23 protein-coding genes are annotated in these 25,505 nt (G+C 67.6%); 15 read left to right on the top strand and 8 right to left on the bottom strand.

The genetic code is table 11. The features are described from left to right. Positions 1-277 precede the first annotated feature (277 nt). From ASF16_RS16975 to acnA, 3 genes are read right to left on the bottom strand one after another with little or no spacing between them, the layout of a single operon-like run. Positions 278-1,021, bottom strand: coding sequence for an ABC transporter substrate-binding protein (locus ASF16_RS16975; RefSeq protein WP_056169843.1), 744 nt, complete (start codon positions 1,019-1,021; stop codon positions 278-280). Positions 1,022-1,054: 33 nt separating this feature from the next. Continuing rightward, on the bottom strand, positions 1,055-1,954 hold the full coding sequence (locus ASF16_RS16970) for a GntR family transcriptional regulator (RefSeq protein WP_056169840.1): 900 nt from the start codon (positions 1,952-1,954) through the stop codon (positions 1,055-1,057). A gap of 41 nt (positions 1,955-1,995) precedes the next feature. Further along, a complete protein-coding gene (gene acnA, locus ASF16_RS16965) occupies positions 1,996-4,641 on the bottom strand; it encodes an aconitate hydratase AcnA (RefSeq protein ID WP_056169836.1) in 2,646 nt (881 codons plus the stop codon). A gap of 169 nt (positions 4,642-4,810) precedes the next feature. Here acnA and ASF16_RS16960 point away from each other — a divergent pair, with 169 nt between their 5' ends. The 4 genes from ASF16_RS16960 (at position 4,811) to ASF16_RS26240 (ending at position 8,215) form a co-directional block, all read left to right on the top strand. Then, on the top strand, positions 4,811-5,791 hold the full coding sequence (locus tag ASF16_RS16960) for a tripartite tricarboxylate transporter substrate binding protein (protein WP_056169832.1): 981 nt from the start codon (positions 4,811-4,813) through the stop codon (positions 5,789-5,791). 137 nt (positions 5,792-5,928) lie between these two features. Next, the gene (locus ASF16_RS16955) at positions 5,929-6,444 is read left to right on the top strand and encodes a tripartite tricarboxylate transporter TctB family protein (protein WP_056169829.1); all 516 of its coding nucleotides are present in this window, start codon (positions 5,929-5,931) and stop codon (positions 6,442-6,444) included. Positions 6,445-6,454: 10 nt separating this feature from the next. Further along, positions 6,455-7,954, top strand: a complete 1,500-nt coding sequence (locus ASF16_RS16950; protein WP_056170672.1) for a tripartite tricarboxylate transporter permease — start codon at positions 6,455-6,457, stop codon at positions 7,952-7,954. Between the two features lie 24 nt (positions 7,955-7,978). Next, positions 7,979-8,215, top strand: coding sequence for a hypothetical protein (locus ASF16_RS26240; RefSeq protein ID WP_156372118.1), 237 nt, complete (start codon positions 7,979-7,981; stop codon positions 8,213-8,215). A gap of 47 nt (positions 8,216-8,262) precedes the next feature. Here the strand turns inward: ASF16_RS26240 and ASF16_RS16945 are convergent, their stop codons facing one another. Both ASF16_RS16945 and hemH read right to left on the bottom strand, forming a co-directional pair. Further along, on the bottom strand, positions 8,263-10,854 hold the full coding sequence (locus ASF16_RS16945; RefSeq protein ID WP_056169826.1) for a Lon protease family protein: 2,592 nt from the start codon (positions 10,852-10,854) through the stop codon (positions 8,263-8,265). Positions 10,855-11,033: 179 nt separating this feature from the next. Next, positions 11,034-12,149: a ferrochelatase gene (gene hemH / locus ASF16_RS16940; protein WP_056169823.1), complete on the bottom strand. Its 1,116-nt coding sequence runs from the start codon at positions 12,147-12,149 to the stop codon at positions 11,034-11,036. Between the two features lie 149 nt (positions 12,150-12,298). Here hemH and ASF16_RS16935 point away from each other — a divergent pair, with 149 nt between their 5' ends. The 11 genes from ASF16_RS16935 to ASF16_RS16885 all read left to right on the top strand — a co-directional run bounded on the left by ASF16_RS16935 (position 12,299) and on the right by ASF16_RS16885 (position 21,545). After that, positions 12,299-12,970 carry an amino acid ABC transporter permease gene (locus ASF16_RS16935; protein ID WP_056169820.1) on the top strand — a complete coding sequence of 224 codons (672 nt, stop codon included), beginning with the start codon at positions 12,299-12,301 and terminating at the stop codon, positions 12,968-12,970. A gap of 12 nt (positions 12,971-12,982) precedes the next feature. Then, the gene (locus tag ASF16_RS16930; RefSeq protein ID WP_056169818.1) at positions 12,983-13,636 is read left to right on the top strand and encodes an amino acid ABC transporter permease; all 654 of its coding nucleotides are present in this window, start codon (positions 12,983-12,985) and stop codon (positions 13,634-13,636) included. Between the two features lie 85 nt (positions 13,637-13,721). Further along, a complete protein-coding gene (locus ASF16_RS16925; RefSeq protein ID WP_056169816.1) occupies positions 13,722-14,528 on the top strand; it encodes a transporter substrate-binding domain-containing protein in 807 nt (268 codons plus the stop codon). A 48-nt stretch (positions 14,529-14,576) separates the two neighbouring features. Then, a complete protein-coding gene (locus tag ASF16_RS16920; RefSeq protein WP_056169813.1) occupies positions 14,577-15,362 on the top strand; it encodes an amino acid ABC transporter ATP-binding protein in 786 nt (261 codons plus the stop codon). 92 nt (positions 15,363-15,454) lie between these two features. Then, positions 15,455-16,210 (top strand): sugar phosphate isomerase/epimerase, encoded by a 756-nt coding sequence (locus ASF16_RS16915; protein ID WP_056169810.1) that lies wholly within the window; start codon positions 15,455-15,457, stop codon positions 16,208-16,210. Then, positions 16,207-17,178: a sugar kinase gene (locus tag ASF16_RS16910; RefSeq protein ID WP_056169807.1), complete on the top strand. Its 972-nt coding sequence runs from the start codon at positions 16,207-16,209 to the stop codon at positions 17,176-17,178. The genes ASF16_RS16915 and ASF16_RS16910 overlap by 4 nt, the downstream gene beginning before the upstream one ends. Further along, positions 17,175-18,194 carry a D-glycerate dehydrogenase gene (locus ASF16_RS16905; protein ID WP_235507415.1) on the top strand — a complete coding sequence of 340 codons (1,020 nt, stop codon included), beginning with the start codon at positions 17,175-17,177 and terminating at the stop codon, positions 18,192-18,194. Before ASF16_RS16910 ends, ASF16_RS16905 begins: the two co-directional genes overlap by 4 nt. Next, a complete protein-coding gene (locus ASF16_RS16900; RefSeq protein ID WP_056169803.1) occupies positions 18,191-19,255 on the top strand; it encodes a LacI family DNA-binding transcriptional regulator in 1,065 nt (354 codons plus the stop codon). The genes ASF16_RS16905 and ASF16_RS16900 overlap by 4 nt, the downstream gene beginning before the upstream one ends. A gap of 389 nt (positions 19,256-19,644) precedes the next feature. After that, positions 19,645-20,349, top strand: coding sequence for an HAD-IA family hydrolase (locus ASF16_RS16895; RefSeq protein ID WP_156372117.1), 705 nt, complete (start codon positions 19,645-19,647; stop codon positions 20,347-20,349). 129 nt (positions 20,350-20,478) lie between these two features. Next, the gene (locus ASF16_RS16890; protein WP_056170662.1) at positions 20,479-21,336 is read left to right on the top strand and encodes a DUF2189 domain-containing protein; all 858 of its coding nucleotides are present in this window, start codon (positions 20,479-20,481) and stop codon (positions 21,334-21,336) included. Continuing rightward, positions 21,333-21,545: a DUF2788 domain-containing protein gene (locus ASF16_RS16885; protein WP_056169798.1), complete on the top strand. Its 213-nt coding sequence runs from the start codon at positions 21,333-21,335 to the stop codon at positions 21,543-21,545. Before ASF16_RS16890 ends, ASF16_RS16885 begins: the two co-directional genes overlap by 4 nt. A 486-nt stretch (positions 21,546-22,031) precedes the next feature. Here ASF16_RS16885 and ASF16_RS16880 read toward each other — a convergent pair whose 3' ends face one another. The 3 genes from ASF16_RS16880 to ASF16_RS16870 form a co-directional block, all read right to left on the bottom strand. Next, positions 22,032-22,733 (bottom strand): DUF899 family protein, encoded by a 702-nt coding sequence (locus tag ASF16_RS16880; RefSeq protein WP_056169794.1) that lies wholly within the window; start codon positions 22,731-22,733, stop codon positions 22,032-22,034. Between the two features lie 157 nt (positions 22,734-22,890). Further along, on the bottom strand, positions 22,891-24,003 hold the full coding sequence (locus ASF16_RS16875; RefSeq protein ID WP_235507414.1) for a tripartite tricarboxylate transporter substrate-binding protein: 1,113 nt from the start codon (positions 24,001-24,003) through the stop codon (positions 22,891-22,893). Beyond that, a complete protein-coding gene (locus ASF16_RS16870) occupies positions 24,000-25,424 on the bottom strand; it encodes a sensor histidine kinase (RefSeq protein ID WP_056169791.1) in 1,425 nt (474 codons plus the stop codon). Before ASF16_RS16870 ends, ASF16_RS16875 begins: the two co-directional genes overlap by 4 nt. Between the last annotated feature and the right edge of the window lie 81 nt (positions 25,425-25,505).

Raw genomic sequence — 25,505 nt, 5'->3', positions numbered from 1 at the left:
CTTCGCTGCATTCAGCGCGAGCACAAGCGAAACCGGCGACTGACTCCAGACACTGCAGAGCCGAGTCCGGACATGGCAGCTTTAAGCTGGTTGCTGACGTTAAGCCCGCGGTCGTTGAACCACTGTTGCGATCAGAAGCAGACATTCGAGAAATCTCAGCGCCCGAGGCCTAGACCAAGCCCAAGTTGTCTGTGGCTTTATCGACTTTCAAGACCGTGATGCGTTGGCGCGCGGTGCGTCCGCGCTTCGCGCGTGGCCTCCCCTATGCCTAAGGGGCTCAGGCTTTAACCGCAGGTGCCACGGCCGCGCCCTCGATGCAATGTCGTCGCAGGGCTTCTGCCACGAATCCAGATGCTTTCATCTCTTCCACAAAAGATGCCAGGTAAGCTGCTACTTCTGCGGGGCGGACCTTGGGGCATCCCATGGCTTGCTGGATGACCATGAAATGGCCGGGCAGGATGCGGTGACCAGGGAAGCGACTCAAATCCGATTCCAACTGCTGCCTGACCCCCGCGGCCACATCGGCCTGCGTTTGCACGAATACATCGATCACAGTGGGCGAGGTGGGTGCACGTTCGATCGCCGCGGCCTTGAGTTCTCGTGTAAGGTACAGGTCGTAGGCGCTGCCCTTGCCCACCACCACGCGGATGCCGGCACGGTCTACATCGCGATTGGCGTGCAGCGGCGACGCGGTGCGGACCATGTAGCTGCCTTCGATCAGTACGTAGGGCGCGGTGAAAGCGATGCCCTGGCCGCGCACCGGATCCACTGCGAAAAAGCCGAAGTCGGCCTCTTCGGCCATCACCGCTTCGACTGACTTGCCCGCCGCGTCGAACACCACCAGATCCATCGGTAGGCCCAATCGCTGTGCCAGCAGGCGCGCCATGTCTACAGACACACCACCGACTTCGCCGGTGTCAGCATTGCGGTGGGCCAGGATGGGGTTGCCAAGATTGATGGAGGCGCGCAGGCGTCCGGTGGGGGCGAAGGCCGAGCGGAGAGTGTCGGTGATGGTGTTCATGCGAAGGGATGCGGGAAAAGGCCAGGGGATGCGTCAACTGCGTGCCAGCAGTTCGCTGATCTTGGCGAGGTTGGTGAGGGTTGCGCCCAGGTGCTCGCGCATGGCCGCAGCCGCGTCAGCGTTGCGGCCTTGTTCCAGAAGTTCAAGCAGATGGAGGTGCTGGCGGCAATGCTCCGGATAGCGCTGGCGGTCCTGCATGGAGCGGTAGGAAAGCAGGCGCCGTACCCGGTTGACGCGACGGATCGCGTCGATGAAAAAGGCGTTGCCAGAAGCCGCAACCAGCGACTCGTGGAAATTCACGCCGCGGTCGTGCAATTGGTCCGCCGAGTCGGTCTCGATTCCGCCTTCGAGCAGATGCACCTCGGCCGCGCGGCAGCGAGCCAGCACTTGGCTGTCGAGCCTGTAGCCCGGCTCCAGCAGGGCGGCGGGCTCCAGTGCGAAGCGCAGGCGATAGGACTGCAGGAGGCTGTCGGGTGTGGTGAGCATGGGCGAGAAGGCCCAGCCGTAGCCGGGCTTCTTCTCGATCCAGCCCTCCTTGGCAATGCGGCCCAGCAGGGCCTGCAGTTGCGCAGGAGTGAGTCCATAGCGGGTCTTGAGCAGGACTTCTGTGACCTCTTCGGGCAACTCGCCCTTGAGCCGGTCTTCGGCCACCTGGAAGTACAAGCGGGTGCCGGCGTCCTGGCCTTCCAGGCCCAGTCGACGGTTGATCTCTTCGGTGGGTGCGTGGATGCCCTCACCAACAAAAAAACCCCGGTTGCGCTCGCGCTGCAATAGACCTTGTTCGTGCAGGTAGATCAGCGCTTCATTGATGGGAGAGCGCGATACGCGCAAACGGTCGGCGAGCATCTGCGCGGGCAGGTGCGCGCCCGGGGCAAGCTGGTCGTGGCGGATCAGTTCAAGCACGCGAAGAACGATGGTTTTGTCAACACTCATGGTCTGACATCGTAAAGCGCACGCAGCCCCCTGTCGCGGCATCAGGTTGCGGCCACCGCTGCGTGTGCGGCCAGTTGCTCGCGCAAGATGGTTGGGATCACGCCGCCCTGTTTCAACAGTCGTACCTCCAGCTGCGTTTCGACGGCAACCGTTGCCGTCAGAGAGTGGGTAGACCCATCGGCGCGGTGGAGCACCACGGCCACACGCGCGCGCGGCTTCAGGTCGGCAGGATCGGCCCGTACCTCCAGCCGGTCGCCAGGCACCAGACTCAGGGTCGCCGGGTGATCGCCTGGCGCGAACTTGAGCGGCAGGATTCCCATGCCGATCAGGTTGGAACGGTGGATGCGCTCGAAGCTCGCCGCCAGCACGGCGCGGATGCCCAACAAGCGCTGGCCCTTGGCCGCCCAGTCCCTGGAGGAGCCTGTGCCATAGCGTTCGCCGGCCACCATTACCACGGAATCGCCTGCGTCGCGGTATCGCTGTGCCACCTCCCAGATCGGCGCGATCTGGCCGCTGGGTACGTGCAGGGTATGCGCCACCGGCGCCTTCGGCGCCAGCAGGTTGACCAGAGTCTTGCTATGGAAGGCGGCGCGCACCATCACCTCCCAGTTGCCGCGGCGCGAGGCGAATACGTTAAGGTCGTTGCGGTCGTCGCCGCGCGCAACCAGAAAGTCCGCCACCAGGCTGCTCTTGGGGATCGCACTGGCAGGCGAGATGTGGTCGGTGGTGACGTCGTCACCCACCACCAGCAATGGAAACGCCGTGTAGTGCCCCAGCTGCGAGCGTTCTGATAGGGAGGCAAATGGCGGGCGGCGCAGCGCGTTCGATGCGTCGCTCCAGGGGAAGACCGGCGTATCGGGCGCTTCCAAAGCGTGCCACAGGGGGTTGGCGCTGGCAATGTCGAAGGCCCGGCGAAAGTCCAGAGGGTCCAGGGCTGTTTTCAAGGCCGCGTCGATGGCTTCACGCGTGGGCATCAGCTCACGCAGGAAAACCGGTTGGCCATCACTGCCTATGCCAAGCGCTTCGTCGCGAAGGTTGCGCGCGGCATCCCCCGCCAGCGCGAAGGCCACCACCAGCAGCGGCGACATGATGAATGCGGCTTCGATATCAGGGTGCACGCGTCCGGGAAAGTTACGGTTACCCGAAAGAATGGCCACCGCCTTCACCGCACCCTGTTGCTGGGCCAGGGCCACTGCCTCGGGCAGTGGGCCGGAGTTGCCGATGCAGGTGGTACAGCCGAAGCCCACGATGTCGAAGCCCACCGCCGCCAGCGCTTCGTCCAGCCTGCAGCGACGCAGGTAATCCACAGAGGCCGGCGACCCGGGCGCGAGCGAGGTCTTGACCCACGCTGGCACTTTCAACCCTCGCGCTCGCGCGGCCTGGGCTAGCAAGCCAGCGGCGATCAGCAGGGCGGGGTCGGATGTATTGGTGCAACTGGTGATGGCGGCCAGCGCTACCGGGAAAACAGGCAGTGAGGCAAGCCGTTCTCGGGCAATTGCTGGCTCAAAGCCCAATTGGGCCAGTGCTTCGCCGGTTTGCGTGTGATCCAGTAGGTCCTGCGGGCGGCGCGGGCCCGCGACCTGTACGCCGATCTGGTCCAGCGCAATGGTGATCGTGTTGGTGAAGCGCGGTTCGGCCTCTGGAGCAAACCACAGCCCGTTGTGGCGGCAGTAAGCCTCCACCAGCGCAATGTGCTCTTCGCTGCGGCCCGTACCGCGCAGATAGTCGAGCGTCTTCCCGTCGACCGGGAAGAAACCGGTGGTGGCGCCATATTCTGGCGCCATGTTGGCGACCACGCAGCGCTCTCCAGCGCTCAGGGTCGAAACACCCGGACCGTAAAACTCGACAAACTCGCCCGCCACGCCCAGCGCGCGCAGCCGCTGCGTGACCGTCAGCGCCAAGTCGGTGGCCTGGGCAGCGCCCATCAGCCGTCCGGTCAACTTCACGCCGATCACATCCGGCACACGCAGCATGGTCGGCATGCCGAACATCACCGTTTGCGCCTCTAGCCCGCCCACGCCCCAACCCAGCACACCAATTCCGTTGACCATCGGAGTGTGGCTGTCGGTGCCAAGCATCATGTCAGGCACGGCCCACGTCTCACCGCCGCGCTCCACTGTGGTCACTACCGTGGCCAGCTGTTCGAGGTTGATGGTGTGCATGATCCCCGTCCCCGGCGGGTGGATGCGCACGCGGTCCAGGGCCTTCGAGGCCCAGCGCAGAAAGCGGTAGCGCTCTGCGTTGCGGCGGATTTCGATCTGCAGATTGTCCGTGCGTGCGCCAGGCGTTGCATAGGCCTCCACAGCCAGCGAGTGGTCCACGGACACGTCCACCGGCAACACTGGGTTGAGCACGCGCGGGTCCACACCGGCTTCGGCCAGTGCATCGCGCATGGCGGCAATGTCCACCAGGGCGGGCGTGCTGGTGGTGTCGTGCATCAAAACGCGGCCTGGTTGATACGGCACCTCTGCCTCGCTTCGGCCCGTGTGCAACCATGCCAGCACCGCAGCCTCCGCTACCTCGCGCTCCGTGCCTTCGGTCTCCCGCGCAATGTTCTCCAACAGCAGGCGAAGCACGACGGGCAGCCGCATGTAGCGAGCTCCGTAGCGCGCGCTCAGATCCACGCAACGGAAGGTGCTGGACCCGACCGCCAAACGCGCAGAGTCGGGTGAGTAGGTGTTTTCCATGATTTCTATTTTGCATTTGTTATTCTTAAAATGCAATCAAGCGTTAACCCTAGGCCCCATTTTTGGCGACCGTTCCACCGTACGCCCTGCAGTTGTCCACCCCCTAAAGCCTCGGCTCTAAGTCACGGCAGTCCCGTCACCTCGTTCCCGAAAACCCCAGGAGAGATCAATGAATAGCCTCTTGCTAAATCGACGCACCTTCGCCATGGCCGCAGCCGTGTGGGTGTCCGTTACCGCCTTGCCTCAGTCTCACGCCCAGACAACGCTGGACCTCAAGATCACCGCTCCTGCCGGTGCTGGCGGCGGCTGGGACGGTGCTTCGCGCGCACTGCAACAGGTGATGATCGCCACAGGCACCGCCAAGTCGGTGCAGGTCGTCAACGTGCCCGGTGCGGGCGGAACGGTTGGCCTAGCCCAGTTCGTCAACGGTTCCAAGGGTGACGGCAACCAGTTACTGACCATGGGAATCACTATGGTCGGCGCGATCCTGACCAACAAGGCTCAGGTGACGCTGGATGCTGTCACGCCCATCGCCCGGCTGACCGGTGACGCTTTGGTGATCGTGGTGCCAGCCAATTCGCCACATAAGACCGTCAAGGATCTGGCTGCAGCGCTCAAGGCCGACACGTCCAAGGTGGTCTGGGCCGGTGGCTCGGCTGGTGGTGCCGATCACATCCTGGCGGGCCTGGTGGCCAAGGCAGCAGGTGGCGACGCGACCAAGCTGAACTACGTGCCTTTCTCGGGCGGTGGCGAAGCCCTGGCCGAAATGCTTGGGGGGCGTGTGACAGCCGGCATCTCCGGCTACAACGAGTTCGAAAGCATGATCAAGGCGGGCAAGCTGCGTGCGCTTGCACTGTCGTCGGGCGCGCGCATGGCTGGCGTTGACGTGCCCACCATCAAGGAGCAAGGCCTGGACGTGGAGCTGATGAACTGGCGAGGCATCGTCGCGGGCCCCGGTATCAGCGCCGCTCAGAAGGCGGCCCTGTCCGCTGCGGTGGAAAAAGCGGTGAAGTCACCTGAGTGGGCTGCAGTACGCAAGCAACGCGGCTGGGACGACGCCTACCTGAACGCCGATGCGTTCGCCGCGGAACTCAAGCGCGAACAGGTCAGCGTGAAAGACGTGCTAACCACCATAGGTCTTGTGAAGTAACTCCTGTGAGCCGCTGCGCCGCTTCCTTCAGAAGACGTCCTCACCCTGTGGCCGGCGGAGCCGTTCCACAGGTACTCAGGAAGAGGGTAGTCGCCCCGATTGATTTTTGCGTCGCATAGCGGCATTGGAAAAATGACATGAACACTGACTCACACACTTTTGGCCCCGGCTGGCGAACGCTGGCCGGGATTGCCCTGGCCCTGCTGGCGTTGGCCCTGCTTATATGGCTGGACGCCAATAGATTGCCGGAACAGGTGACGGTCGGCGTTGGGCCTGCGGCAGCCATGCGGATAGTTGCCTTGTTCGTCGGGGGCCTGGGTGTGGCCCACGGAGTGCTGGCCTGGGGCCGTCGCGTGCCTGAGGTCGAGGAGGGCGTCACCCCGCGCGATGTGTCTCCTGTAACCAACCCTGCCGGGCTCGCCTGGATTCTGGGTGGTCTCGTGGCGCTGGGCGCGTCGGTGCATTTCGGTGGCGGCTTCGTCCTCGGAGCCACAGCATTGTTCGTCAGTACTGCGCGCGCCTTTGGGCAGCCTCTGGGCGTTCGCTCGGTGGGCCTCGGCTTTGTGCTGACCACCCTCGTATTTTTCTTCTTCGCCAGGGTGTTATCGCTGTCGCTGCCCGCGGGTCCTTTTGAGCGACTGCTGCTGGCCTGAATTGATTCCCATGGAAACTTTAAATCTTTTGTGGACCGGCTTGGCCGTGGCCCTCCAACCCGGCAATCTGGTGTTTGCCGGGATCGGCGTGCTTCTGGGTACGCTGGTCGGCATTTTGCCTGGCATCAGTCCATCGCTCACGGTGGCGCTGCTCCTTCCGGTCACGTTCAAACTGGACCCAACTGGGTCGATCATCATGTTTGCCGGGATCTACTTCGGCGCGATGTACGGTAGCTCCACCACCGCAATCCTGCTCAACACGCCAGGTGAAGCTGCCTCCATCGCGACCGCCATCGAGGGCCATAGTATGGCCAAGGCAGGGCGAGCCGGAGCCGCGTTGTCCACCGCCGCCATCGGCTCATTTGTGGCCGGGTCCATTGCCAGCGTTGGGCTGGCGCTTCTGGCGCCGCTCATTGTGGAGCTCGCAGTCTCGTTTGGCCCCTGGGACTACTTTGCGCTCATGGTTCTGGCATTCATCACTGTGTCCGCAACCTTCGGCGACTCCGTGCTTCGTGGACTCACCAGCTTGGCGCTGGGACTGGTGTTTGGCCTGGTGGGTATTGACAAACTCACCGGCCAAGGGCGGCTTGCTTTCGACATCCCCAACCTGCTCGATGGAATTTCCGTCACCACCATGGCGGTGGGATTGTTTGCCATTGGCGAATCCATGCACGTGGCCTCGCGTTTTTCTGGCATCGCTGACAAGGTGGAAGCCGTGCGCGGCTCACTCTGGATGACTAAGGAGGAATGGAAGAGATCGTGGAAACCATGGTTGCGCGGCATTGGCCTGGGCTTCCCCATCGGCGCGCTGCCGGCCGGCGGTGCCGAGGTGCCCACGCTTCTTTCATACACCATCGAACGCAAGCTTGCGGCGAAACCCGAGGAGTTCGGGCGCGGCGCCATCGAAGGCGTTGCAGGTCCGGAGTCGGCCAACAATGCTGCAGCCACCGGCACCATGGTGCCTCTGCTTGCACTCGGGCTACCCACCTCAGCCACTGCCGCCATGATGTTGGCCGGTTTTCAGCAATACGGGTTGGTCCCCGGTCCGCTGCTGTTCATCACCAACGCTGACTTGGTGTGGGGCCTGATTGCCAGCTTTATGGTGGGCAACCTCATGCTGCTGGTGCTCAACCTGCCTTTGGTGGGCCTGTGGGTCAAATTGCTCTCCATACCGCAGCCGTGGTTGTACGCAGGCATCTTGGTATTCGCAGCAATGGGAACACTGGCTGCCAATCCTTCATTGACTGAGCTGGGTCTGCTGGTGGCGTTCGGTGTAACTGGGTACCTGATGCGCTGCTGGGATTACCCCTTAGCCCCCATGATCGTGGGCCTGATCCTCGGACCTATGGCCGAGAGCCAGTTTCGGCGAGCCCTGCAGATCAGCTTGGGTGATCCCTGGGTGTTCTTCAAGCATCCTGGATCGGCCGCACTGCTGTCGCTCGCTCTGGTGGCACTGCTCGCCCCACTGCTCTTCAAGCAACTGCGGGCGTTCAAGGGGGATGACGCCTGACCTGCAGTACGGTCGACTAGTTCCATGAGCCTGTCCTTGCTCGCCCGGTCAAGCGCCGCCAGCAAGATGGCTGGTGGCGTTCATCGCGCAGGCCCAGCACCCAGTTTGTCGTTGATGGGAGTCGGCATCAAAGGAGCCGCCAAAACACCCTGGACCGTGCGAATCACCATGGAAACAAATACCTTTCAACACCAGATGGCCCGTGACCAATACGACAGCTTTGCACGAGCAAGCGGCAGTAGAAATGTCGAAAACCAATGACAGCACCCGCCGCAAAGCTGCCGCCAGCGAGCGTGGCACCGCGCTCGTTACCGCCCCCGCGCGCGTCTGCCACGGCTTGTATGCCCCGCACTCTGGCAAGCCTTCCGATACGCCCGCAGCGTCTGCTCCGCCCGCTGCAGCACCGTGGCTTCCACCGCGGTCGCCTGCCCACCTGCATCGCCCGCACGCGGGTCAGCACTCCCGCCCGCATCCGCCAGGGCTTCGAGCAACTCCGCCGGACTCATGCCCGATGCCTCCCCCGTCAGCAACGCAATGCCCTCGCTCACATGCCCCATGGTGTACACGCGGAACAGGCCGCGCTCCACGGCGTCGAGCACGCTGCGGTCCAGCATCAGGTGGCGGCGGTTGCGGGTGGGGATCAGCACGCCCTGGGTGCCGTCCAGGCCGGCGGACACGCAGGCCTGGAACCAGCCTTCGATCTTTTCGTTGATGCCGCCCACGGGCAGCACCTCGCCGTGCTGGTTCAGCGCGCCGGTCACGGCGATGCCCTGGTGCAGGGGCAGGCCCGACAGGCTGGACAGCAGGGCGTAGAGCTCGGCGCACGATGCGGAGTCGCCCTCCACGCCGCTGTATTCCTGCTCGAACACGATGGACGCATTGAGCGCCAGCGGCGCCACGTGGCTGAACAACGCGGTCAGGTAGCTGTGCAGGATGAGCACGCCCTTGTCGTGGATGGGGCCGGACATGTCGACCTCGCGCTCGATGTTGAGCAGGCCCTCTTGCCCGGCAAAGGTGCGCGCGGTGATGCGCACCGGAAAGCCGAACCGGTAGTCGCCCAGGTCGATCTGCGTCATGGCGTTGATCTGGCCGGTGACGGCGCCCTGCAGGGTGATCAGGCGCTCGCCCTCGGTGATGGATTCGTGCAGCTGCTCTTCGGGGTAGTTGTGGCGCAGGCGCTGGGCGGCCAGCGCGGCAGCGACGTCGGGCGCCTCCACCAGCGCGCCGCCGCGGGCGCGGCACAGGGCGGCGCTTTCGATGAGCAGGGCCTCGGTGTGGGCGAACAGCGCGCTCTGGCGGCCCTGGTCGTCGGCGTCGCGGTGGGTCTGCTCCAGCAGCAGGGCCACGGCGCCGGCCGCAAAGTGGGGCAGGCCGCGCCGCTGGCAGCTGTGCGCCACGAAGATCGCGGTGGCCTGGCGCGTGGCGGGCGTGGCGGCAAAGCGCTCGGCAAAGTCCACCTTGGCCCGAAAGCGGCGTGCGGCGTCGGGGTCGGACTCCTGCATGGCGTAGTACTCGTCCACCGACCCGATGAGCACGATCTTGACGTCCACATCCACGGGCTCGGGCTGCAGGGCCGCGGCAGCACCACCGCCTCCGCCGCCACCACCGCCGCCTGCATGTGATCCGGCATTGCCTTCGTCGATCTGCAGCCGGCCGCAGCGCAGAAAGCGACGCAGGCGCGCCCACAGGCCTTCTTCGGCGGCCAGGTCGTACAGGTGCAGCAGGATGAAGCCGCCGTGGGCCTTGAGCAAGCTGCCCGCGTGGATGGCGGCATGGTCGGCCTGCACGGTGTCGGATTCGCTGCCGTGCTCGATGCCGCCGAACAGGCTGCGCAGGGTGGGGTGGTCTTCCACCAGCACGGGGGCGGTGGTCTGGCCGTGGTGGTCCACCACCAGGTTCACGCTGCAGCGCGCCAGCAGGTCGTCGAGCGCGTCCTGGCGGTCCTGCTCGGCGTCTTCGCTGTTGCTGCTGTTGCTGCTGCCGTCGTTGCCGTTCCGGTCATTGCGGTCGTCGCCAGCATCGCTGTCGTCGCCGATCTCGAAGAGGTCGATGTTCTGCAGCACGGCGTGTTCTACCTGGTCCAGCCACTGGCCCAGCTTCACGGCGTCCTTGATGATGGGCTCGCTCAGGCCCTGGCGGATGTCGTGCAGGGCGTGTTGCACCAGCGGCTGCACGGTCTGGCGGCGCAACTGGGCCAGGGCCTCGTCGCGCGCGCGCTCCAGCGGGCGGGTGGTCTCGATGAAGCGGGTGATCTCGGCGCGCAGCGCGTGTTCGGCGGTGTCGATCTCGGCGCGGCGCTCGCGGGGCAGGGCGCGGGCTTCGGCTTCGGACAGCGGCAGGCCGCCGGGGCCGATGAGGGTGAACACCATCTGCCCGTTCTCGCGCGACAGGCGCACCTGGCGGGCTTCGGCAAAGGCGTCGAGCGTGGCGAACGCGCTGCGCTCCTGCTCTTGCCAGGCCTGCTCGATGCGTTCGGCGTCGGCCTTGAAGTCGGGGCTGGCCAGGCGGCGCGGGATGTCGGCCTGCAGGTTCTTGCCCATGTCGGCCATGCGTTGGCGCAGCACGCGGCCCTGGCCGGGCGGCAGGCGCAGGGCACGGGGGCGGTCGGGCTGGTCGAAGTTGTGCAGGTAGCACAGGTCGGGCGGCACGGGCCGTGCGGCGGCGGCCGTCTGCATGGCCTGGCGCAGCAGCGACGCACGGCCGCTGCCCACTTCGCCCAGCACGAACAGGTGGTAGTCGGGCTGCAGCATGTTCAGCCCGAACTGCGCGGCGGCGTGGGCGCGCTCCTGGCCGATCCAGGGCAGGGGCAGGTCCTGCAGCTCGGCGGTGCTGGCAAAGCCGAGGGTGGCGGGGTCGATGGTCAGCCGCAGCTGGTGGGGAGCAAGGGGCAAGGCGGGCATGGGGGCGGGCGGGCGGCAGGCGGGTGCGTCACACGGCGCCTGCTTGGGGTTATGAAGTCAAATAGCTGCCTGCCGCTGGATGGTAGGGTGGTAGCAGCTATCAAAATGGTAGTAATCCGAAGGGCGGTCTGGGCGCTGGTCTGAGCGGGCCACGGTCAGACCGCGTGCGGGCCTGGGCCTCAGCCGCGCGCCACCGGGCACTGGCCCGCAGGGGCGCCACCGGCCAGCGCACGGCTTTTGGCGTCGGCCAGGGCTGCGGCGCCGGGCATCTCGGTGGGCCAGCCGGCCAGGTGCTGCTGGGCGATGCGCGACAGGGCGGTGATCCAGTGGTTGTTGTCGTTCAGGCACGGGATGTAGTGAAACTCCTGGCCGCCCGCGTGCAGGAAAGCCTCGCGCACTTCCATGTTGATTTCTTCCAGCGTCTCCAGGCAGTCGCTGGTAAAGCCCGGGCACACCACGTCCACGCGCCGCGTGCCGGCCTTGCCCAGCGCCTCGATGGTGGGCTGGGTGTAGGGCTCCAGCCACTTGGCCTTGCCAAAGCGCGACTGGAAGGTGATGCGGTAGCGCTCTTCGCGCAGGCCCAGGCGCTCGGCCAGCAGGCGGCCGGTCTTGCGGGCCTCGCAGTGGTAGGGGTCGCCCAGGTGCAGGGTGCGCTCGGGCACGCCATGAAAGCTCATCACCAGCTGGTCGGGCTGGCCGTGGTGCTTCCAGTGGGTTTCGATGGTGCGGGCCAGCGCGTCGATGTAGCCGGGGGCGTCGTGGTAGCGGTTGACGAAACGCAGCTCGGGCACGTGGCGGGTGCGTGCGGCCCAGGCGTACACCGCGTCGAACAGACTGGCGGTGGTGGTGCCGGAGTACTGCGGGTACAGCGGCAGGATCAGGATGCGCGTGGCGCCTTCGGCCTTTAAGGCGTCGAGCTGGCTGTCGATGGAGGGGTTGCCGTAGCGCATGGCGTGGCGCACCAGCACCGCGTGCCCGGCCTCGCCCAGCCAGCCGCGCAGCAGCGTGGCCTGCCTGGCTGTCCACACCGCCAGGGGCGAGCCCTCGGCCGTCCAGACGCTGGCGTATTTGGCGGCCGACTTGGCAGGGCGGGTGCGCAGGATGATGCCGTGCAGGATGGGCAGCCACGCCAGCCTGGGGATCTCCACCACGCGGTGGTCGCCCAGGAACTGCGCCAGGTAGCGCCGCACGGCGGGCGCGGTGGCTGCGTCGGGCGTGCCCAGGTTGCACAGCAGCACTGCGGTTCGCTCGGCCTGGCCGTGGGTGTAAGGGGGTTCGGGGCGGAAGGAGGGCATGCGGCATTTTCGCCCACGCGTGGTGCCTGGTGTCGAACAGGGCTTCGGCGTCATCGCAGGGGCCGTTTTGACGGCAGTCGGGTAATCCCCGATGCGGCTATGAAACCGGTTTCATAAACTCTGCGCATCCCATCCGAACCACCCACGCCGTGAATTACCAGTTCCAGTTCGACGCCGTTTTTGCCGCATGGCCGCTGCTGCTCAAAGGCACGCGGATCACCGTGCAGCTGTCGCTCACCGCCACGGTGCTGGGGCTGGTGGTGGCCGTGTTCTGCGCCTGGGGCAAGACGGGCGGGCCCGCGTGGCTGCGGTTCTTGATCAATGCGTACATCGAGGTCATCCGCAACACGCCGTTCATCGTGCAGCTGTTTTTCTTCTTCTTCGCGCTGCCCTCCATCGGCCTGCGCTGGTCGCCCTACACGGCGGCGCTGACCGCGATGGTGGTCAACCTGGGCGCGTACGCGGCGGAGATCGTGCGGGCGGGCATCGAGTCCATTCCCAAGGGGCAGATCGAGGCGGGCAAGGCGCTCAACCTGAAGCCTTGGGAGATCTTTCGCTTCGTCATCCTGAAGCCCGCGCTCAAGGCCATCTACCCCGCGCTCACCAGCCAGTTCATTTTGCTGATGCTCAGCTCGGCCGTGGTGTCGGTGATCTCGGCGGACGACCTGACGTCGGTGGCGGCCAACCTGCAGTCGCAGACGTTTCGCAGCTTCGAGATCTACATCGTGGTGGCGGTGATCTACCTGGCGCTGGCGCTGTCGTTCTCGGCGCTGTTCAAGCTGATCTACCAGCGCGCGCTCAACTACCCCGACCGTCGCTGAGGAAATCAAGTCATGCGTACCTTCGGACTCTCCGAATTCCTCTTCATCGTGCAGGCCGCGCAGTGGACGCTGGCGCTGTCGGCCATCGCGTTCGTCGGCGGCGCGCTGCTGGGCCTGGTGGTGGCGCTGTCGCGCACGTCTGAAAACGCCGTGGCGCGCAATGCGTCGCGGGTGTTCATCCAGGTGTTTCAGGGCACGCCGCTGCTGCTGCAGCTGTTTTTGATCTTCTTCGGCGCTCCGGTGCTGGGCCTGGACATCAACCCCTGGGTGGCGGCGGGTGTGGCGCTGGTGCTCAACAGCGCGGCGTTCCTGGCCGAGATCTGGCGCGGCTGCATCGAAGCGGTGCCGCGCGGCCAGTGGGAGGCCGCGCAGGCCCTGAACCTGAGCTACATCAACCGCATGCGCTTCGTGGTGCTGCCGCAGGCTTTCAAGATCGCGCTGCCGCCCACCGTGGGCTACACGGTGCAGATCATCAAGGGGACATCGCTGGCCGCCATCATCGGTTTCACCGAGATCACGCGGGCCGGGCAGATCATCAACAACGCGACCTTCCAGCCGCTGCATGTGTTCACGACCGTGGCGGCGCTGTACTTCGTGATCTGCTGGCCGCTGTCGCTGCTGGCGGCGCGCATGGAGCGCAAGCGGGCCCGGGCGCTGGCGCGCTGATGGCAGCGCCGCCAACGCCAACAGCGCCTTCGTTCATTTATTGCTTTTTTATCTCTCGTTCATAACCACTACCTGGAGACATGCCATGACCTTTTCTCTGCACCGCCGCACCGTCACCACCGCCTTGGCCGCACTGGGCCTGGGCGCCGCGCTCACGGCGTTTGCGCCGCTGGCCTCGGCACAGTCCGTGGCCGACATCAAGAAGAAGGGCGAGCTCACCATCGGCATGCTGGTGGACTTTCCGCCCTACGGCACGACCAACGCGCAGAACCAGCCTGACGGCTACGACGCCGACGTGGCCAAGCTGCTGGCCAAGGAGCTGGGCGTCAAAGCCAACATCGTGCCCGTCACCGGCCCCAACCGCATTCCGTTTTTGCTGACCAACAAGGTCGACGTGCTGGTGGCGTCGCTCGCCATCACGCCCGAGCGGGCCAAGCAGGTGCAGTTCTCGCAGCCGTATGCGGCCGCCACCATCGTGCTGTACGGCAAGACCGGCAGCGCCATCAAGAGCGCGGCGGACCTGAAGGGCGTGCGCGTGGGCGTGGCCCGTGCCAGCACGCAGGATGTGGCCGTGACCAAGGCCGCGCCCGAGGGCACAGAGATCCGCCGCTTCGACGACGACGCATCGGCCATGCAGGCGCTGATCTCCGGCCAGGTCGATGCCATCGGCTGCTCGGTCACCGTGGCAGCACAGATCGCCAAGCGCGTGCCCGCCAACACCTTCGAGAACAAGTTCAACCTGCTGCAGCAGGCCATGGGCATCGCCCTGCGCCCCGGCCCGGACGAACTGACCAAGGCCGTGAACGACTTCGTGGCGCGCAACACGGCCAATGGCGAGCTGAACAAGCTGTATCAGAAGTGGCTGGGCGCGGATCTGCCCAAGCTTCAGTAATCCATATCGCTTGAGCGTGAGCCCCAGCCACCCCAGGAGCCTTTGACAATGACGGACGCAGCCACGACGACGACCACCGCCGGTGCACCCCCCATCATCACGATGGAGGGTGTCAACAAGTGGTACGACAGCTTTCAGGTGCTGACCGACATCGACCTGTCGGTGCGCGCCGGCGAGCGCATCGTGATCTGCGGGCCGTCGGGCTCGGGCAAGTCCACGCTTATCCGCTGCATCAACCGGCTGGAGACGGTGCAAAAGGGCCGCATCGTGGTCGACGGCATCGAGCTGACCGCTGGCGGCAAGAACGTGGACGCGGTGCGTGCCGAGGTGGGCATGGTGTTCCAGCAGTTCAACCTGTTCCCGCACCTCACCATCCTCGAGAACTGCACGCTGGCGCCCATGCGCTCGCGCGGCATGGGCAAGGCGGAAGCGGAAGAGGTCGCCATGAAGTACCTCACGCGGGTGCGCATCCCGGAGCAGGCGCACAAACACCCCAGCCAGTTGTCGGGCGGGCAGCAGCAGCGCGTGGCCATCGCGCGCGCGCTGTGCATGGCCCCCAAGGTGATGCTGTTCGACGAGCCCACGTCGGCGCTGGACCCGGAGATGGTCAAGGAAGTGCTGGACACCATGATCGGCCTGGCCGAGGACGGCATGACCATGCTGTGTGTGACGCACGAGATGGGCTTTGCGCGCAGCGTGGCCGACCGCGTGATCTTCATGGCCGAAGGAAAAATTCTGGAGCAGGCCCCGCCGGCGCAGTTCTTCGGCCAGCCGCAGCATGAGAAGACGCGCCAGTTCCTGGGCCAGATATTGAGCTCGCACAACGCCCACTGAATGGGCTGAGCGTTGGCGGCGCAAGTCCCGACAGACACCAAGCCCTGTGAAAGCCCTGTGAAAGTCCTACCCACGGGCTTGAAAGAACACCCATGAAGGTATTGATTTCCCTGTCCTCCTTCGGCGCGGCCGAAACCGGGCGCCACGGCCAGCTGTGGTGCACCGGCCTGGCCCGCCAGGCGGGCGCCGACGGCGTGGAGGTGCGCGGCGAGCTGCTGCGCGATGCCGCCTCTGAGCTGCCTGCGCTGGCCGGCCGGGCCGCGGTGTACTCCAGCCCCGAAGGGCTGTGGACCCACGACGGTCTGCTCGACGAAGCTGCCCTGCAGCGCGGCATTCACGCATCGAAGGTGCTGCACGCACCGCGGCTGAAGATGTCCATAGGCGGCTTTGATGCTGGCTTGCCGTCATCGCAGGCATCGCTGCAGCAGCTGAAGGCGCTGCTGGCGGCGGCCCCGCAGGTGGAGCTGGTCATCGAGAACGACCAGACCGCCACCGCCGGCACGCTGGCCGTCCTGCAGGCGTTCTTTGCCGCGCAGGCGCAGGCCGGGCTCGACCTGGGCATGACCTTCGACATGGGCAACTGGCACTGGCAGGGCGAATGCCCGCTGCAGGCCGCGCAGGCCCTCGCGCCCCATGTGCGCTACGTGCACTGCAAGGGCGTGCAGCGCCTGCCGGCCAAGTGGATTGCGGTACCACTGGCCGAGTCAGTGGCGCCCTGGCGCGCCGTGCTGCGCGCGCTGCCGGCCGATGCGCCGCATGCCATCGAATACCCGCTGGTGGGCGACGACCTGGTGGCCGTCACGCGCGAGCAGGTGGACTTCATCCGTGCCGTGCGAGGTGCTGCATGAGCGGCGCTATTTCCAAATCCAACGACACCGCTTTCGACGTGGCGCTGTTCGGCGAGGCCATGCTGCTGCTGGTGGCCAACGAGCCCGGACCGCTGGAGAACGCCACGGGTTTTCACAAGCGCACCGCCGGGGCCGAGACCAATGTGGCCATTGGCCTGGCACGCCTGGGCCTGAAGGTGGGCTGGGCCAGCCGCCTGGGCACCGACTCCATGGGCCGCGCGCTGCTGGCCGCCATGCGCGGCGAAGGCATCGACTGCTCGCACGTGGTGTGCGACGCCACCCAGCGCACGGGCTTTCAGTTCAAGGAGCGCGTGACCGACGGGCGCGACCCGCAGGTCGAATACCACCGCAAAGGCTCGGCCGCCAGCCAGATGGGCCCAGCCGATGTGGACGAGCCCTGGCTGCGGTCTGCGCGCCACCTGCACGCCACGGGCGTGTTCGCGGCCATCTCGGACACCAGCCTGCAGGCCGCCATCCGCACGCTGGAGGTGGCGCGCGCCGCAGGCCGCACCATTTCGTTCGACCCCAACCTGCGCCCCACGCTCTGGGCATCGCCCGAGGCCATGCGCCACTGGATCAACACCTTGGCCGGATATGCCGACTGGGTGCTGCCGGGCATGGAAGAGGGCGTGTTCCTGACCGGCGAAACCACGCCCGAAGGCGTGGCGCGCTTCTACCGCGATCGGGGCGCCAAGCTGGTGGTTGTGAAGCTGGGCCGCGAGGGCGCCTACTACGACAGCGACGTGGCCGGCACCGGCCGCGTGCCCGGCGTGCCCGTGGCCCAGGTGGTGGACACCGTGGGCGCGGGTGATGGCTTTGCGGTGGGCGTCATCAGCGCACTGCTCGAAGGCTTGCCCGTGCCCGCCGCCGTGCGCCGCGGCGCCTGGATTGGCGCGCGGGCAGTGCAGGTGCTGGGCGACACCGAAGGCCTGCCCACGCGGGTGCAGCTGCAGGAGGCAGGCCTGTGAACGTGTCCGCATCGGCGGTGCAGGGCAAGCCCGAGCGCAAGAAGGTGCTGGTCTTTCGTGAACTGCCGCCCGACCAACTGGCGCGCCTTCAGGCCCTGCACGACGTGACGGTGGCCAACCCGCGCAAGCCCGAAGCGCGTGCACTGTTCGACGCAGCGCTCGGCCAGGCGCAGGGGCTCATCGGGTCGAGCTACCCCGTCGATGCCGCGCTGCTCGCGCGGGCGCCCCGGCTGGAGGTGGTCTCCAGCGTGTCGGTGGGCGTGGACAACTACGCCCTCGACGCACTGCAGGCGCGCGGCATCGTGCTGTGCCACACGCCCGGCGTACTGGACGAAACCGTGGCCGACACCGTATTCGCCCTGCTCATGGCCACCAGCCGCCGCGTGGTGGAGCTGGCGCAACTGGTGCGAAAGGGCTGCTGGACGAAGAACATCGGCGAAGACCTGTTCGGCAGCGATGTGCATGGCAAGACGCTGGGGCTGCTGGGCTTTGGCCGCATCGGCCAGGCCATCGCGCGCCGTGCGGCGCTGGGCTTTGGCATGCCCGTGGTCTACCACGCGCGCCGGCCGGTGGACCTGGCCGCCACGGCGCCTGAACTGGTGGGCAAGGCTGCGCACGTGCCGCTGGCCGAGCTGCTGGCGCAGTCCGACTTTGTGGTGGCCATGCTGCCGCTGTCTGGCAGCACGCGGGGCCTGGTCAATGCCGACGTCTTTGCAGCCATGAAGCCCGGCGCCATCTTCATCAACGGCGGGCGCGGCGCCACGGTGGTGGAGCAGGACCTGCTGCACGCGCTGGACCACGGCACGCTGCGCGCAGCGGGCCTGGATGTGTTTGCCACCGAGCCGCTGCCGCTCGACTCGCCCCTGCGCACCCACCCGCGCGTGACGCCGCTGCCGCACATCGGCTCGGCCACGCATGGCACGCGCCACGCCATGGCCGTGCTGGCCACCACCAACTTGCTGCAGGCGCTGGCCGGTGAGCGGCCTGCCGCCGTGTATAACGCCGCGCAAGCATGACCTCACCGACACCCGCACCATCCGCGACACCCGGCACGCCCCGCGCCCGCGCCACCATCGCCGATGTCGCGGCCGAGGCCGGCGTGTCCAAGGCCACGGTGTCGCGCTACTTCAACCACCGCGAGCGCCTGCTCAGCCCCGACATCGCCGCGCGTGTCGAGGCCGCCATCGCCAAGCTGGCCTATGTACCCAGCCCCATGGCCCAGGCGCTCAGCCACGGCCGCTCGCGCCTCATCGGCCTGGTGGTGGCCGACATCACCAACCCGTACTCGGTGGCCGTGCTGCGCGGCGCCGAAAAGGCGTGCCAGGAGGCGGGCTACCTGGTGATGCTGTTCAACCTGGGCAACGACCGCGAACGCGAGCGCGCGGCCATCGATGCGCTGGCGAGCTACCAGGTGGACGGATTCATCCTCAACACGCTGGGGCAGGGCGAGGGCCTGGCCGACGTGAACACGCTGCACGGCAAGCCCGCGGTGCTGGTGGACCGCCGGCACGCGGGCCTCGCCGCAGATTTTGTGGCGCTGGACAACGAAGCCGCTATGCGCGAAACCTGCGCGCACCTGGTGGAGCAGGGCTGGCAGAGCCTGCTGTATGTCACCCAGCCCTTGCAGGGCGTGAGCTCGCGGCTGGAGCGCACCGCAGCGTTTCGGGCGTGCATCGCGGCGCAGGGCCCAAAGGTGCGCGGCGAGGTGCTGGAGATCGATGCGCAGCAGGGCGAGGACGCCCTGGCCCGGGCGCTCGCAGAATTCCGCGAACGCGAGGGTTCAAAGGTGCGCTGCGCCGTAGTGGCCGGCAACTCGGTCGTCACGCTACGCGTGGCGGCGGCGGTGGCGCGGCTGCAGTGGACCTTTGGGCAGGAGCTGGGCTTTGTGGGTTTTGACGACCCCGAATGGGCGCCGCTGATTCGCCCGGGGTTGAGCACCGTGGCCCAGCCGACCGACGCCATCGGCCAGCGCGCCGCCCAGTGCCTGCTGGAGCGCATTGGCGGGCTGCAGGGGGCCGTGCGTGAGAACCTTCTGCCGGGCACGCTGATCGTGCGTGGGTCGTCACTGGGTGTGTGATCGGGATTGGCGGTCCATTATTCGATCGCATACCGCCTACCCGGTACCAGCCTGCCCGTACCATCCGCCCCATACCGTTCGCCCCATACCGTTCGGGCTGAGCTTGTCGAAGCCTCGCGCAGCGCTTCGACAGGCTCAGCGTGAACGGTTTTTGGGGTTTGTTGAGCGTGAACGGCAGTGGCGGTTGTTGAGCGTGAAGGGTGGAGTGTTCAGAGTGAATGGCGGCGGGTGCGCCCTACCAACCCACCACACCGTTCGGGCTGAGCTTGTCGAAGCCTTGCACAGCGCAGTCAATCCGCCGCAGCAAATCGCTGCGTTATGCTGTGCCATCGCAGTCCGGCCCTCCGCCGGGCCCTCCACCCACGCTGATTTTCTGCAGGTGCGCCCCCGTGCTGACTCCCTCCCTGGACATCCCCCGCATCCGCGCCATCACCATCGACCTGGACGACACGCTGTGGCCCATCTGGCCCACCATCGAGCGGGCCGAAGCCGTGCTGCTGCAGTGGATGACCGAGCATGCGCCCGCCACGGCGCGCCTGTTCCAGAGCACCGAGGCGCTGCGCGCCATCCGCAACCAGATGGTGAACCTGCGGCCCGACCTGCAGCACGACCTGAGCGCGCTGCGCCGCGAATCCATCCGCCTGGCACTGACCCAGGCGGGCGACGATGGCGCACTGGCCGAGCCTGCGTTCGATCTGTTCTTTGCCGAGCGCCAGCGCGTGACGCTGTTCGACGATGCGCACGATACGCTGGCCTTCCTGTCGTCGCGCTACCCGGTGGTGGCAGTGTCCAACGGCAATGCCGACATCCACAAGGTGGGCATCGGCCATTACTTCAAGGACAGCCTGAGCGCGTCGGTGCTCGGTGTGGCCAAGCCCGATGCACGCATCTTCCAGGCGGCTGCGCAGGCCGTGCAGGTGCAGCCGCACGAGGTACTGCACGTGGGCGACGACGCCACGCTGGATGCATGCGGCGCCATGGATGCCGGCATGCAGGCCGTGTGGCTCAACCCTGCCGAAGCCGCCTGGCCGTACGACACGCCGCCGCACGCTACGGTGAGCAACCTGACCGAACTGTGCCGGCTGCTGGCCTGACGCTGTAGCTGCGCCGTCAATGCACCATGCCCCGCCCGACGGGGCATTTTCTTGTCCCAGGTCAAGAACACGCCAGACGCCGCCTCCGCCGCCTTGATCGCGGCCAGCGGCCCGGCCACACTGCAGGCCATGCCGCGAAACCCCCCTGACCTGCCTGCCTTGCCTGCCGTGCGCACCATCGGGCTCATGCAGCCCATGACCTGGCTGGTGTTGGCCTGGCGCGACATGGCCCGCGCGGGCTGGGTGAGCTTTGCGCACGGGCTGGTACTGGCGCTGTTCGGCGCCGCGATCTTGGCGGTGGGCCACCACCGGTTCTGGCTGCTGGCCGGGGCGCTGTCGGGCTTTCTGGTGGTGGCGCCGGTGCTGGCCACCAGCCTGTATGCGCTGAGCCGCGCGCTGGAGCGGGGCGAGCCCGCCAACTTGCGCGTGGTGCTCAAGACCTGGCTCAATTGGCAGAACCACCACGTCCACAAATGGGGCAGCGACTACTGGTGCATGCTGCAGTTCGGCGCCTTGCTGGCCTTTGCGGCCACGGGCTGGGTGATGACGTCGGCCGCGCTCATCACGTTGCTGGCGCCCGTGCCCATCGCCACGCCGCTCGACTTCCTGCGCCACGTGGTGCTGGCACGTGAGGGCTGGCTGTTCGAGATCTGGCTGGCGCTGGGTAGCCTGATGGCGGCGCCGATTTTTGCCTCCAGCGTGGTGGCCATGCCGCTGCTGCTGGACCGGCGCGCCACGCTGCGGCAGGCGGTGCTGACCAGCTGGCAGGCCGTGCTGTGCAACCCGCTGCCCATGGCGTTCTGGGCGGCGCTGATCCTGGGCTTCACGCTGCTGGGGCTGGGCTCGCTGCTGCTCGGCCTGGTGGCGGTGATGCCCATGCTGGGTCACGCCAGCTGGCATGCGTACCGGGACCTGGTCGATGCGTCGAGCCTGCCCGAGCGGGATGCCGCCGCGAGTGCACCACGCGATAGCGGGGTGGCGCCGTGATCTTCGGCTTCACTGAGGCGCAGATCTCGGGCTTCTTTCTGACCTACGGCGTGGGAGCGTTCATCGCGTACATGCTGTTCATCATCGGCCAGCTGGCGTGGGAGTCCAAGGCCGGCCGGTTCGGCACCTTCGTGCTGTTCCTGGGGCTGGGCGTGGGCTTCATCGGCTTCCTGGCCAAGGTGGTCATCCAGTGGTGGCTTGAAAAGTAAACCGACAGCAGCAGTGCCACCGAGGCGTTGCGCTCAACCAGCCTTGGGCTTGCGCAATGTAGAGCGCACGGGTCGGCTGGATGATGGGCTGCGCGTGGCGGTGCGCCGGTGCTGTGCCTGGCGTGCGGCCTGGCGCAACAACCCTGCCGATGCAGCGACGCGCGGTTGGGCGGGACCCCGCCATCCCTGCGGCGCAGGCCAGTAGGCACTGGCGGGCAGGCCGTCGGCATGCACTGCGTGCCGTGCCAGCTGGCTGGTGCGGGGCGCCCACCAGCCAGCGCCCAGGTGCGACTGCGGTACGTGGCTGCGGGGCGGGCCGCGGCGGCGGCTGGGAGGGCCATGGAGCCTTGCCAGGGTAGGGGGCAAATAGCGAATTCTTGGCATGGCGGGTGCGTGCTCCGGCGGCATGATGGGGCGCCGGTAATAGGGTGGTGTGGCAAGTGAAAGCCGGTGGACGGCAGATCAAAGAGGGGCTGTGCGGGCCGGCTAGTAGCTGAGCTTGGGGTACCAGTCCGTGCCGCGCCCTTCGGGCGTCAGGTCCAGCAGCGACCACAGCGCAGCGATGTCCGGCGCGTCGCGCGGGTCCTGGCCGGGGTCTGCCATCTCACGCGTCATTTCGCTGGCCCAGAACAGGCGCACCTCGCTGCCTGTGCGCTGGAACACGATGAGCGCCGGGTACTCGCTGCCGTCCGGCAGCAAGATGCCCAGGTCCTGGGCGTAGTCGTCTCCCACGGTCTGTACAAAGCGCAGGTCCCGCCAGCCGCGCTCCTGCGCAAACGCCAGCTGGCGCTCCACCGGTGAGCGGCCCAGCACCTTCAGGGCCGCCTTCTGCTGCACGTCGGCGGCATTGCCGTTGACCGCGCCCAGCCAGTTGGTGCACATGGGGCAGGGTCTTTCGCGCTGCGGTCCGTACATCCAGAAGTAGGTGATCAGGGTGGTCTTGTCGCCGAACAGGTCGGCCAGGCCCTGATCGGCCCCATGCTCGTTCTTGAAGCGGTAGTCCTTGCGGATCACCGGGCCGGGTGGCAGGGCGCGCCGCTGCTCGGCCACGCGCGTCATGTGCCGGCGCAATTCGATCTCGTCGGCCAGCAGGGCGCGGCGCGCTGACTCGTACTGCGGCGATGCGCCGGGGAAGGGGGTGTGGGCGTGGCGGGCCAGTTCGGTGGCCGGCGTCAGATGGTCGGACATGGGCGTCTCCGGTGGTCGGCGTGTGCGTGGGGCTGTCTGTGCTTGCAGCCTCGCCCGGTGCGCCCAGGCGGCAGGTAGGAAAAGCCTGTAGTGCCGTGCAGGCGCAGTCCTTCAGGGCTGCGGCTGCGCACCGCCACGCCGCCGCAGCTACACGGCGTCAGCGCACCCAGGTCCGCAGGCCGAGGTCCTGCGCCAGGCGTCGGTAGTCCGCCAGGCTGCGCTGCACGAAGGCCTCGAGGTCTGCGCCCGTGAGTGCAAAGGGGTACAGCCCGTACTGGGCGCACAGGGCGGCATAGCCCGGGGCGGCCAGGGCGTCGTGCAGTGCCGCCGTCCAGGCGCGCACCGCGGCGTCTGGCGCGCTGGCGGCCATGTACACGCCCCGGACGGTGGGCCAGATCAGGTCCACGCCCTGCTCGCGGGCCGTGGGCAGGCCCGACAGGTTGCCCGCCAGCCGCTCTTTCGACAACACGGCCAGCACGCGCAGCGGTGCGCCCTGTGCCGCGGCCTGCATGGCCTCGGCCGCGTCGCCGGTGAAGACGTCGATGTGCCCGCCGCGCAGGGCCTTGAGCGCCTCGCCGCCGCCCTCGAACGACACGAAGCGCATGCGCTTGTGGTCCTGCCCCGCAGACCGCACCAGCTGGGCGGCCTTGATCCAGTCCTGGCTGCCCAGCGTGCCGCCCGCCCCGAACACGACGCGATTGGTGTCGCGGCGCAGCGCAGCGGCCACGTCCTGCAGGCGCTGGTAGGGCGCATCGCGGTGCACCGCCACCACGCCGTAGTCGGTGCCCAGCGTGGCGATCCAGCGCACGGCGCTGACGGGGTGCGGGCCGAACCGGCCCTGCGCGATGTTGAGCAGCGACCCGCTGGAGAAAGCCACCAGCGTGCCGGGCCCGCCCAGCCGCCCGGTGGCCACCTGGTCGAACGCCAGCGCGCCGATGCCGCCGGGCAGGTAGCGGGTGCGCAGCGGCGTGCGCGTGGGCCGCACGGCCTGCAGCGCCTGCCCGGCCAGGCCGCAGGTCAGGTCGAACCCTCCGCCGGGGCGTGACGGGGCGATGCATTCGGCGGGCTCGGTGGAGGCGTCGGCCACCGCCGCCAGGGCCGGCACGGGGCCGACGGCGCCTGCGCCCGCAGCCAGCGCTGCGACCAGCACTTGCCGGCGGCTCGGCAGCGCGGTGGTATCGCCCGGGTTCGGCCCGCCCCAGGATGAAAACGGCGTCCTCGCGGGCACCGAATCCGACAGGGTAGGGAGCGTGGGGGCCATATGTTTCATGAACGTGGCCACCAGAGTATGGCCAGAAGGCCTGGGCCGTCGCTGCGTGCCTCCAGTCGCAGGCGGCCGCGGTGGCGCTCGGCGATGGAGCGGGCGATGGCCAGCCCCAGGCCCGATCCGCCGGCCACGGCCTGCGAGCCGCGCCGGTAGCGGTGGCCCAGCGCGTCGCGCTCTTCGGGCGACAGGCCGGGGCCGTTGTCTTCCACGCTCAGGCTCCAGCCCAGGCTGTCGCCGGCGGCCGACACCGTGATGGTGCCGCGCTGCGGGGTGTAGGCGATCGCGTTGGCGGCCAGGTTGGTCAGCGCCTCGCGCAGCAGGCCGCTGTCGGCCACCGCGGCGATGTCGGCCGTGGCGGTGTGGATGCCGAAGTCGATCTGCTTGGCGCGGGCCTGGGGCAGCAGCTCCAGCGCCACGGTGCGCAGCAGCGCGGCCAGGTCGCACGGGGCCAGGTCCACGGCGGCGGTGTCGCTGCGGCCCAGGGCCAGCAGTTGCTGGGTGCTGCGCGTGGCCCGCGCGATCTCGTTGCCCAGGGCCGCCAGCGTGTCTTGCACCCGGGCCGCGTCGGGCTCGCGGCGGGCGTAGTCGATCTGCATCTGCAGCGTGGTCAGGTGCGTGCGCAACTGGTGCGATGCGTCGTCCAGAAACTGCCGCTGCTGCGCCACCAGGCCTTGCGTGCGGCCCATCTGCGCGTTGACGGCGGTGACCAGCGGGCGGATGTCGGCGGGCAGGTCATCGCCAGCGATGGGCGTCATGTCGTCGGGGCTGCGGGCCTGGACCTCGCGGGCCAGGCGGGCCAGGGGACGCAGCGCCAGAGCCAGCGTGGCCCCTGTGCCCAGCACCATCAGCGCCAGCACCAGGCCGTCGCGCAGCGCCGCGCGTCGCACGAAGCGGCGGGTGAAGTCCTGCCGCGACTGCGTGCTTTCGGCCACCTGCACCAGCACGCTGGCGGACTCAGGGGGCGAGCCTGTGGTCGCACTGGGGTTCGAGCCCGTGGCTGCGGCAGGCCCGTCCACCGCGCGGCGGTACGCGGCCAGCCGCACCGACTCGCCGAAGTAGGTGGCGTCGTAAAAGCGCGGCACGCCGGTCTCCAGCGCGCCCGGCGGCAGGGGCAGGTCGGCGTTGCCCAGCTCCACCAGCCCATCGGACGATGCCACACGAAAGTACACGCGCCCGCTGGCGGTCAGCTCAAAGAATTCGAGCATGGTGTAGGGCAGCTCGGCCGACAGGCCGCCGGACGCGGTGGAGATGTTGGCATCGATGGATTTGAGCGCCCCCAGCAGCGACCGGTCGTACGCCGCGTTGGCGGCCTCCAGCGCGTCGTGCCGCGTCATCCACAGCTCCACGCCGGTCACCACCGCCAGCAGCGGCAGCAGCAGGCAGGCGAGAAGGCGCCAGAGGCTGGCACGGCGAAGCCGCTGCATCAGGGCCACAGCGGCGCCCCATGCCGGTCATGGCGCCGGGCCGTCGATGCAGGCGCGGCGCAAGCGAGCGCCACCGTGGAT

Source organism: Acidovorax sp. Leaf78 (genome assembly GCF_001422735.1).
Classification (GTDB): Bacteria; Pseudomonadota; Gammaproteobacteria; order Burkholderiales; family Burkholderiaceae_C; genus Acidovorax.
This window is presented reverse-complemented; position numbering and strand designations above follow the sequence as displayed.

What these genes read in the sequence shown, in the direction of transcription:
- acnA (WP_056169836.1), bottom strand. Translation starts at nt 4,641, where the DNA reads ATGGAAAACACCTACTCACCCGACTCTGCGCGTTTGGCGGTCGGGTCC.
- ASF16_RS16910 (WP_056169807.1), top strand. Translation starts at nt 16,207, where the DNA reads ATGAGCGGCGCTATTTCCAAATCCAACGACACCGCTTTCGACGTGGCG.
- ASF16_RS16875 (WP_235507414.1), bottom strand. Translation starts at nt 24,003, where the DNA reads ATGAAACATATGGCCCCCACGCTCCCTACCCTGTCGGATTCGGTGCCC.
- ASF16_RS16970 (WP_056169840.1), bottom strand. Translation starts at nt 1,954, where the DNA reads ATGAGTGTTGACAAAACCATCGTTCTTCGCGTGCTTGAACTGATCCGC.
- ASF16_RS16925 (WP_056169816.1), top strand. Translation starts at nt 13,722, where the DNA reads ATGACCTTTTCTCTGCACCGCCGCACCGTCACCACCGCCTTGGCCGCA.
- hemH (WP_056169823.1), bottom strand. Translation starts at nt 12,149, where the DNA reads ATGCCCTCCTTCCGCCCCGAACCCCCTTACACCCACGGCCAGGCCGAG.
- ASF16_RS16915 (WP_056169810.1), top strand. Translation starts at nt 15,455, where the DNA reads ATGAAGGTATTGATTTCCCTGTCCTCCTTCGGCGCGGCCGAAACCGGG.
- ASF16_RS16920 (WP_056169813.1), top strand. Translation starts at nt 14,577, where the DNA reads ATGACGGACGCAGCCACGACGACGACCACCGCCGGTGCACCCCCCATC.
- ASF16_RS16960 (WP_056169832.1), top strand. Translation starts at nt 4,811, where the DNA reads ATGAATAGCCTCTTGCTAAATCGACGCACCTTCGCCATGGCCGCAGCC.
- ASF16_RS16900 (WP_056169803.1), top strand. Translation starts at nt 18,191, where the DNA reads ATGACCTCACCGACACCCGCACCATCCGCGACACCCGGCACGCCCCGC.
- ASF16_RS16880 (WP_056169794.1), bottom strand. Translation starts at nt 22,733, where the DNA reads ATGTCCGACCATCTGACGCCGGCCACCGAACTGGCCCGCCACGCCCAC.
- ASF16_RS16930 (WP_056169818.1), top strand. Translation starts at nt 12,983, where the DNA reads ATGCGTACCTTCGGACTCTCCGAATTCCTCTTCATCGTGCAGGCCGCG.
- ASF16_RS16955 (WP_056169829.1), top strand. Translation starts at nt 5,929, where the DNA reads ATGAACACTGACTCACACACTTTTGGCCCCGGCTGGCGAACGCTGGCC.
- ASF16_RS16890 (WP_056170662.1), top strand. Translation starts at nt 20,479, where the DNA reads ATGCCGCGAAACCCCCCTGACCTGCCTGCCTTGCCTGCCGTGCGCACC.
- ASF16_RS16945 (WP_056169826.1), bottom strand. Translation starts at nt 10,854, where the DNA reads ATGCCCGCCTTGCCCCTTGCTCCCCACCAGCTGCGGCTGACCATCGAC.
- ASF16_RS16975 (WP_056169843.1), bottom strand. Translation starts at nt 1,021, where the DNA reads ATGAACACCATCACCGACACTCTCCGCTCGGCCTTCGCCCCCACCGGA.
- ASF16_RS16950 (WP_056170672.1), top strand. Translation starts at nt 6,455, where the DNA reads ATGGAAACTTTAAATCTTTTGTGGACCGGCTTGGCCGTGGCCCTCCAA.
- ASF16_RS16870 (WP_056169791.1), bottom strand. Translation starts at nt 25,424, where the DNA reads ATGCAGCGGCTTCGCCGTGCCAGCCTCTGGCGCCTTCTCGCCTGCCTG.
- ASF16_RS26240 (WP_156372118.1), top strand. Translation starts at nt 7,979, where the DNA reads ATGAGCCTGTCCTTGCTCGCCCGGTCAAGCGCCGCCAGCAAGATGGCT.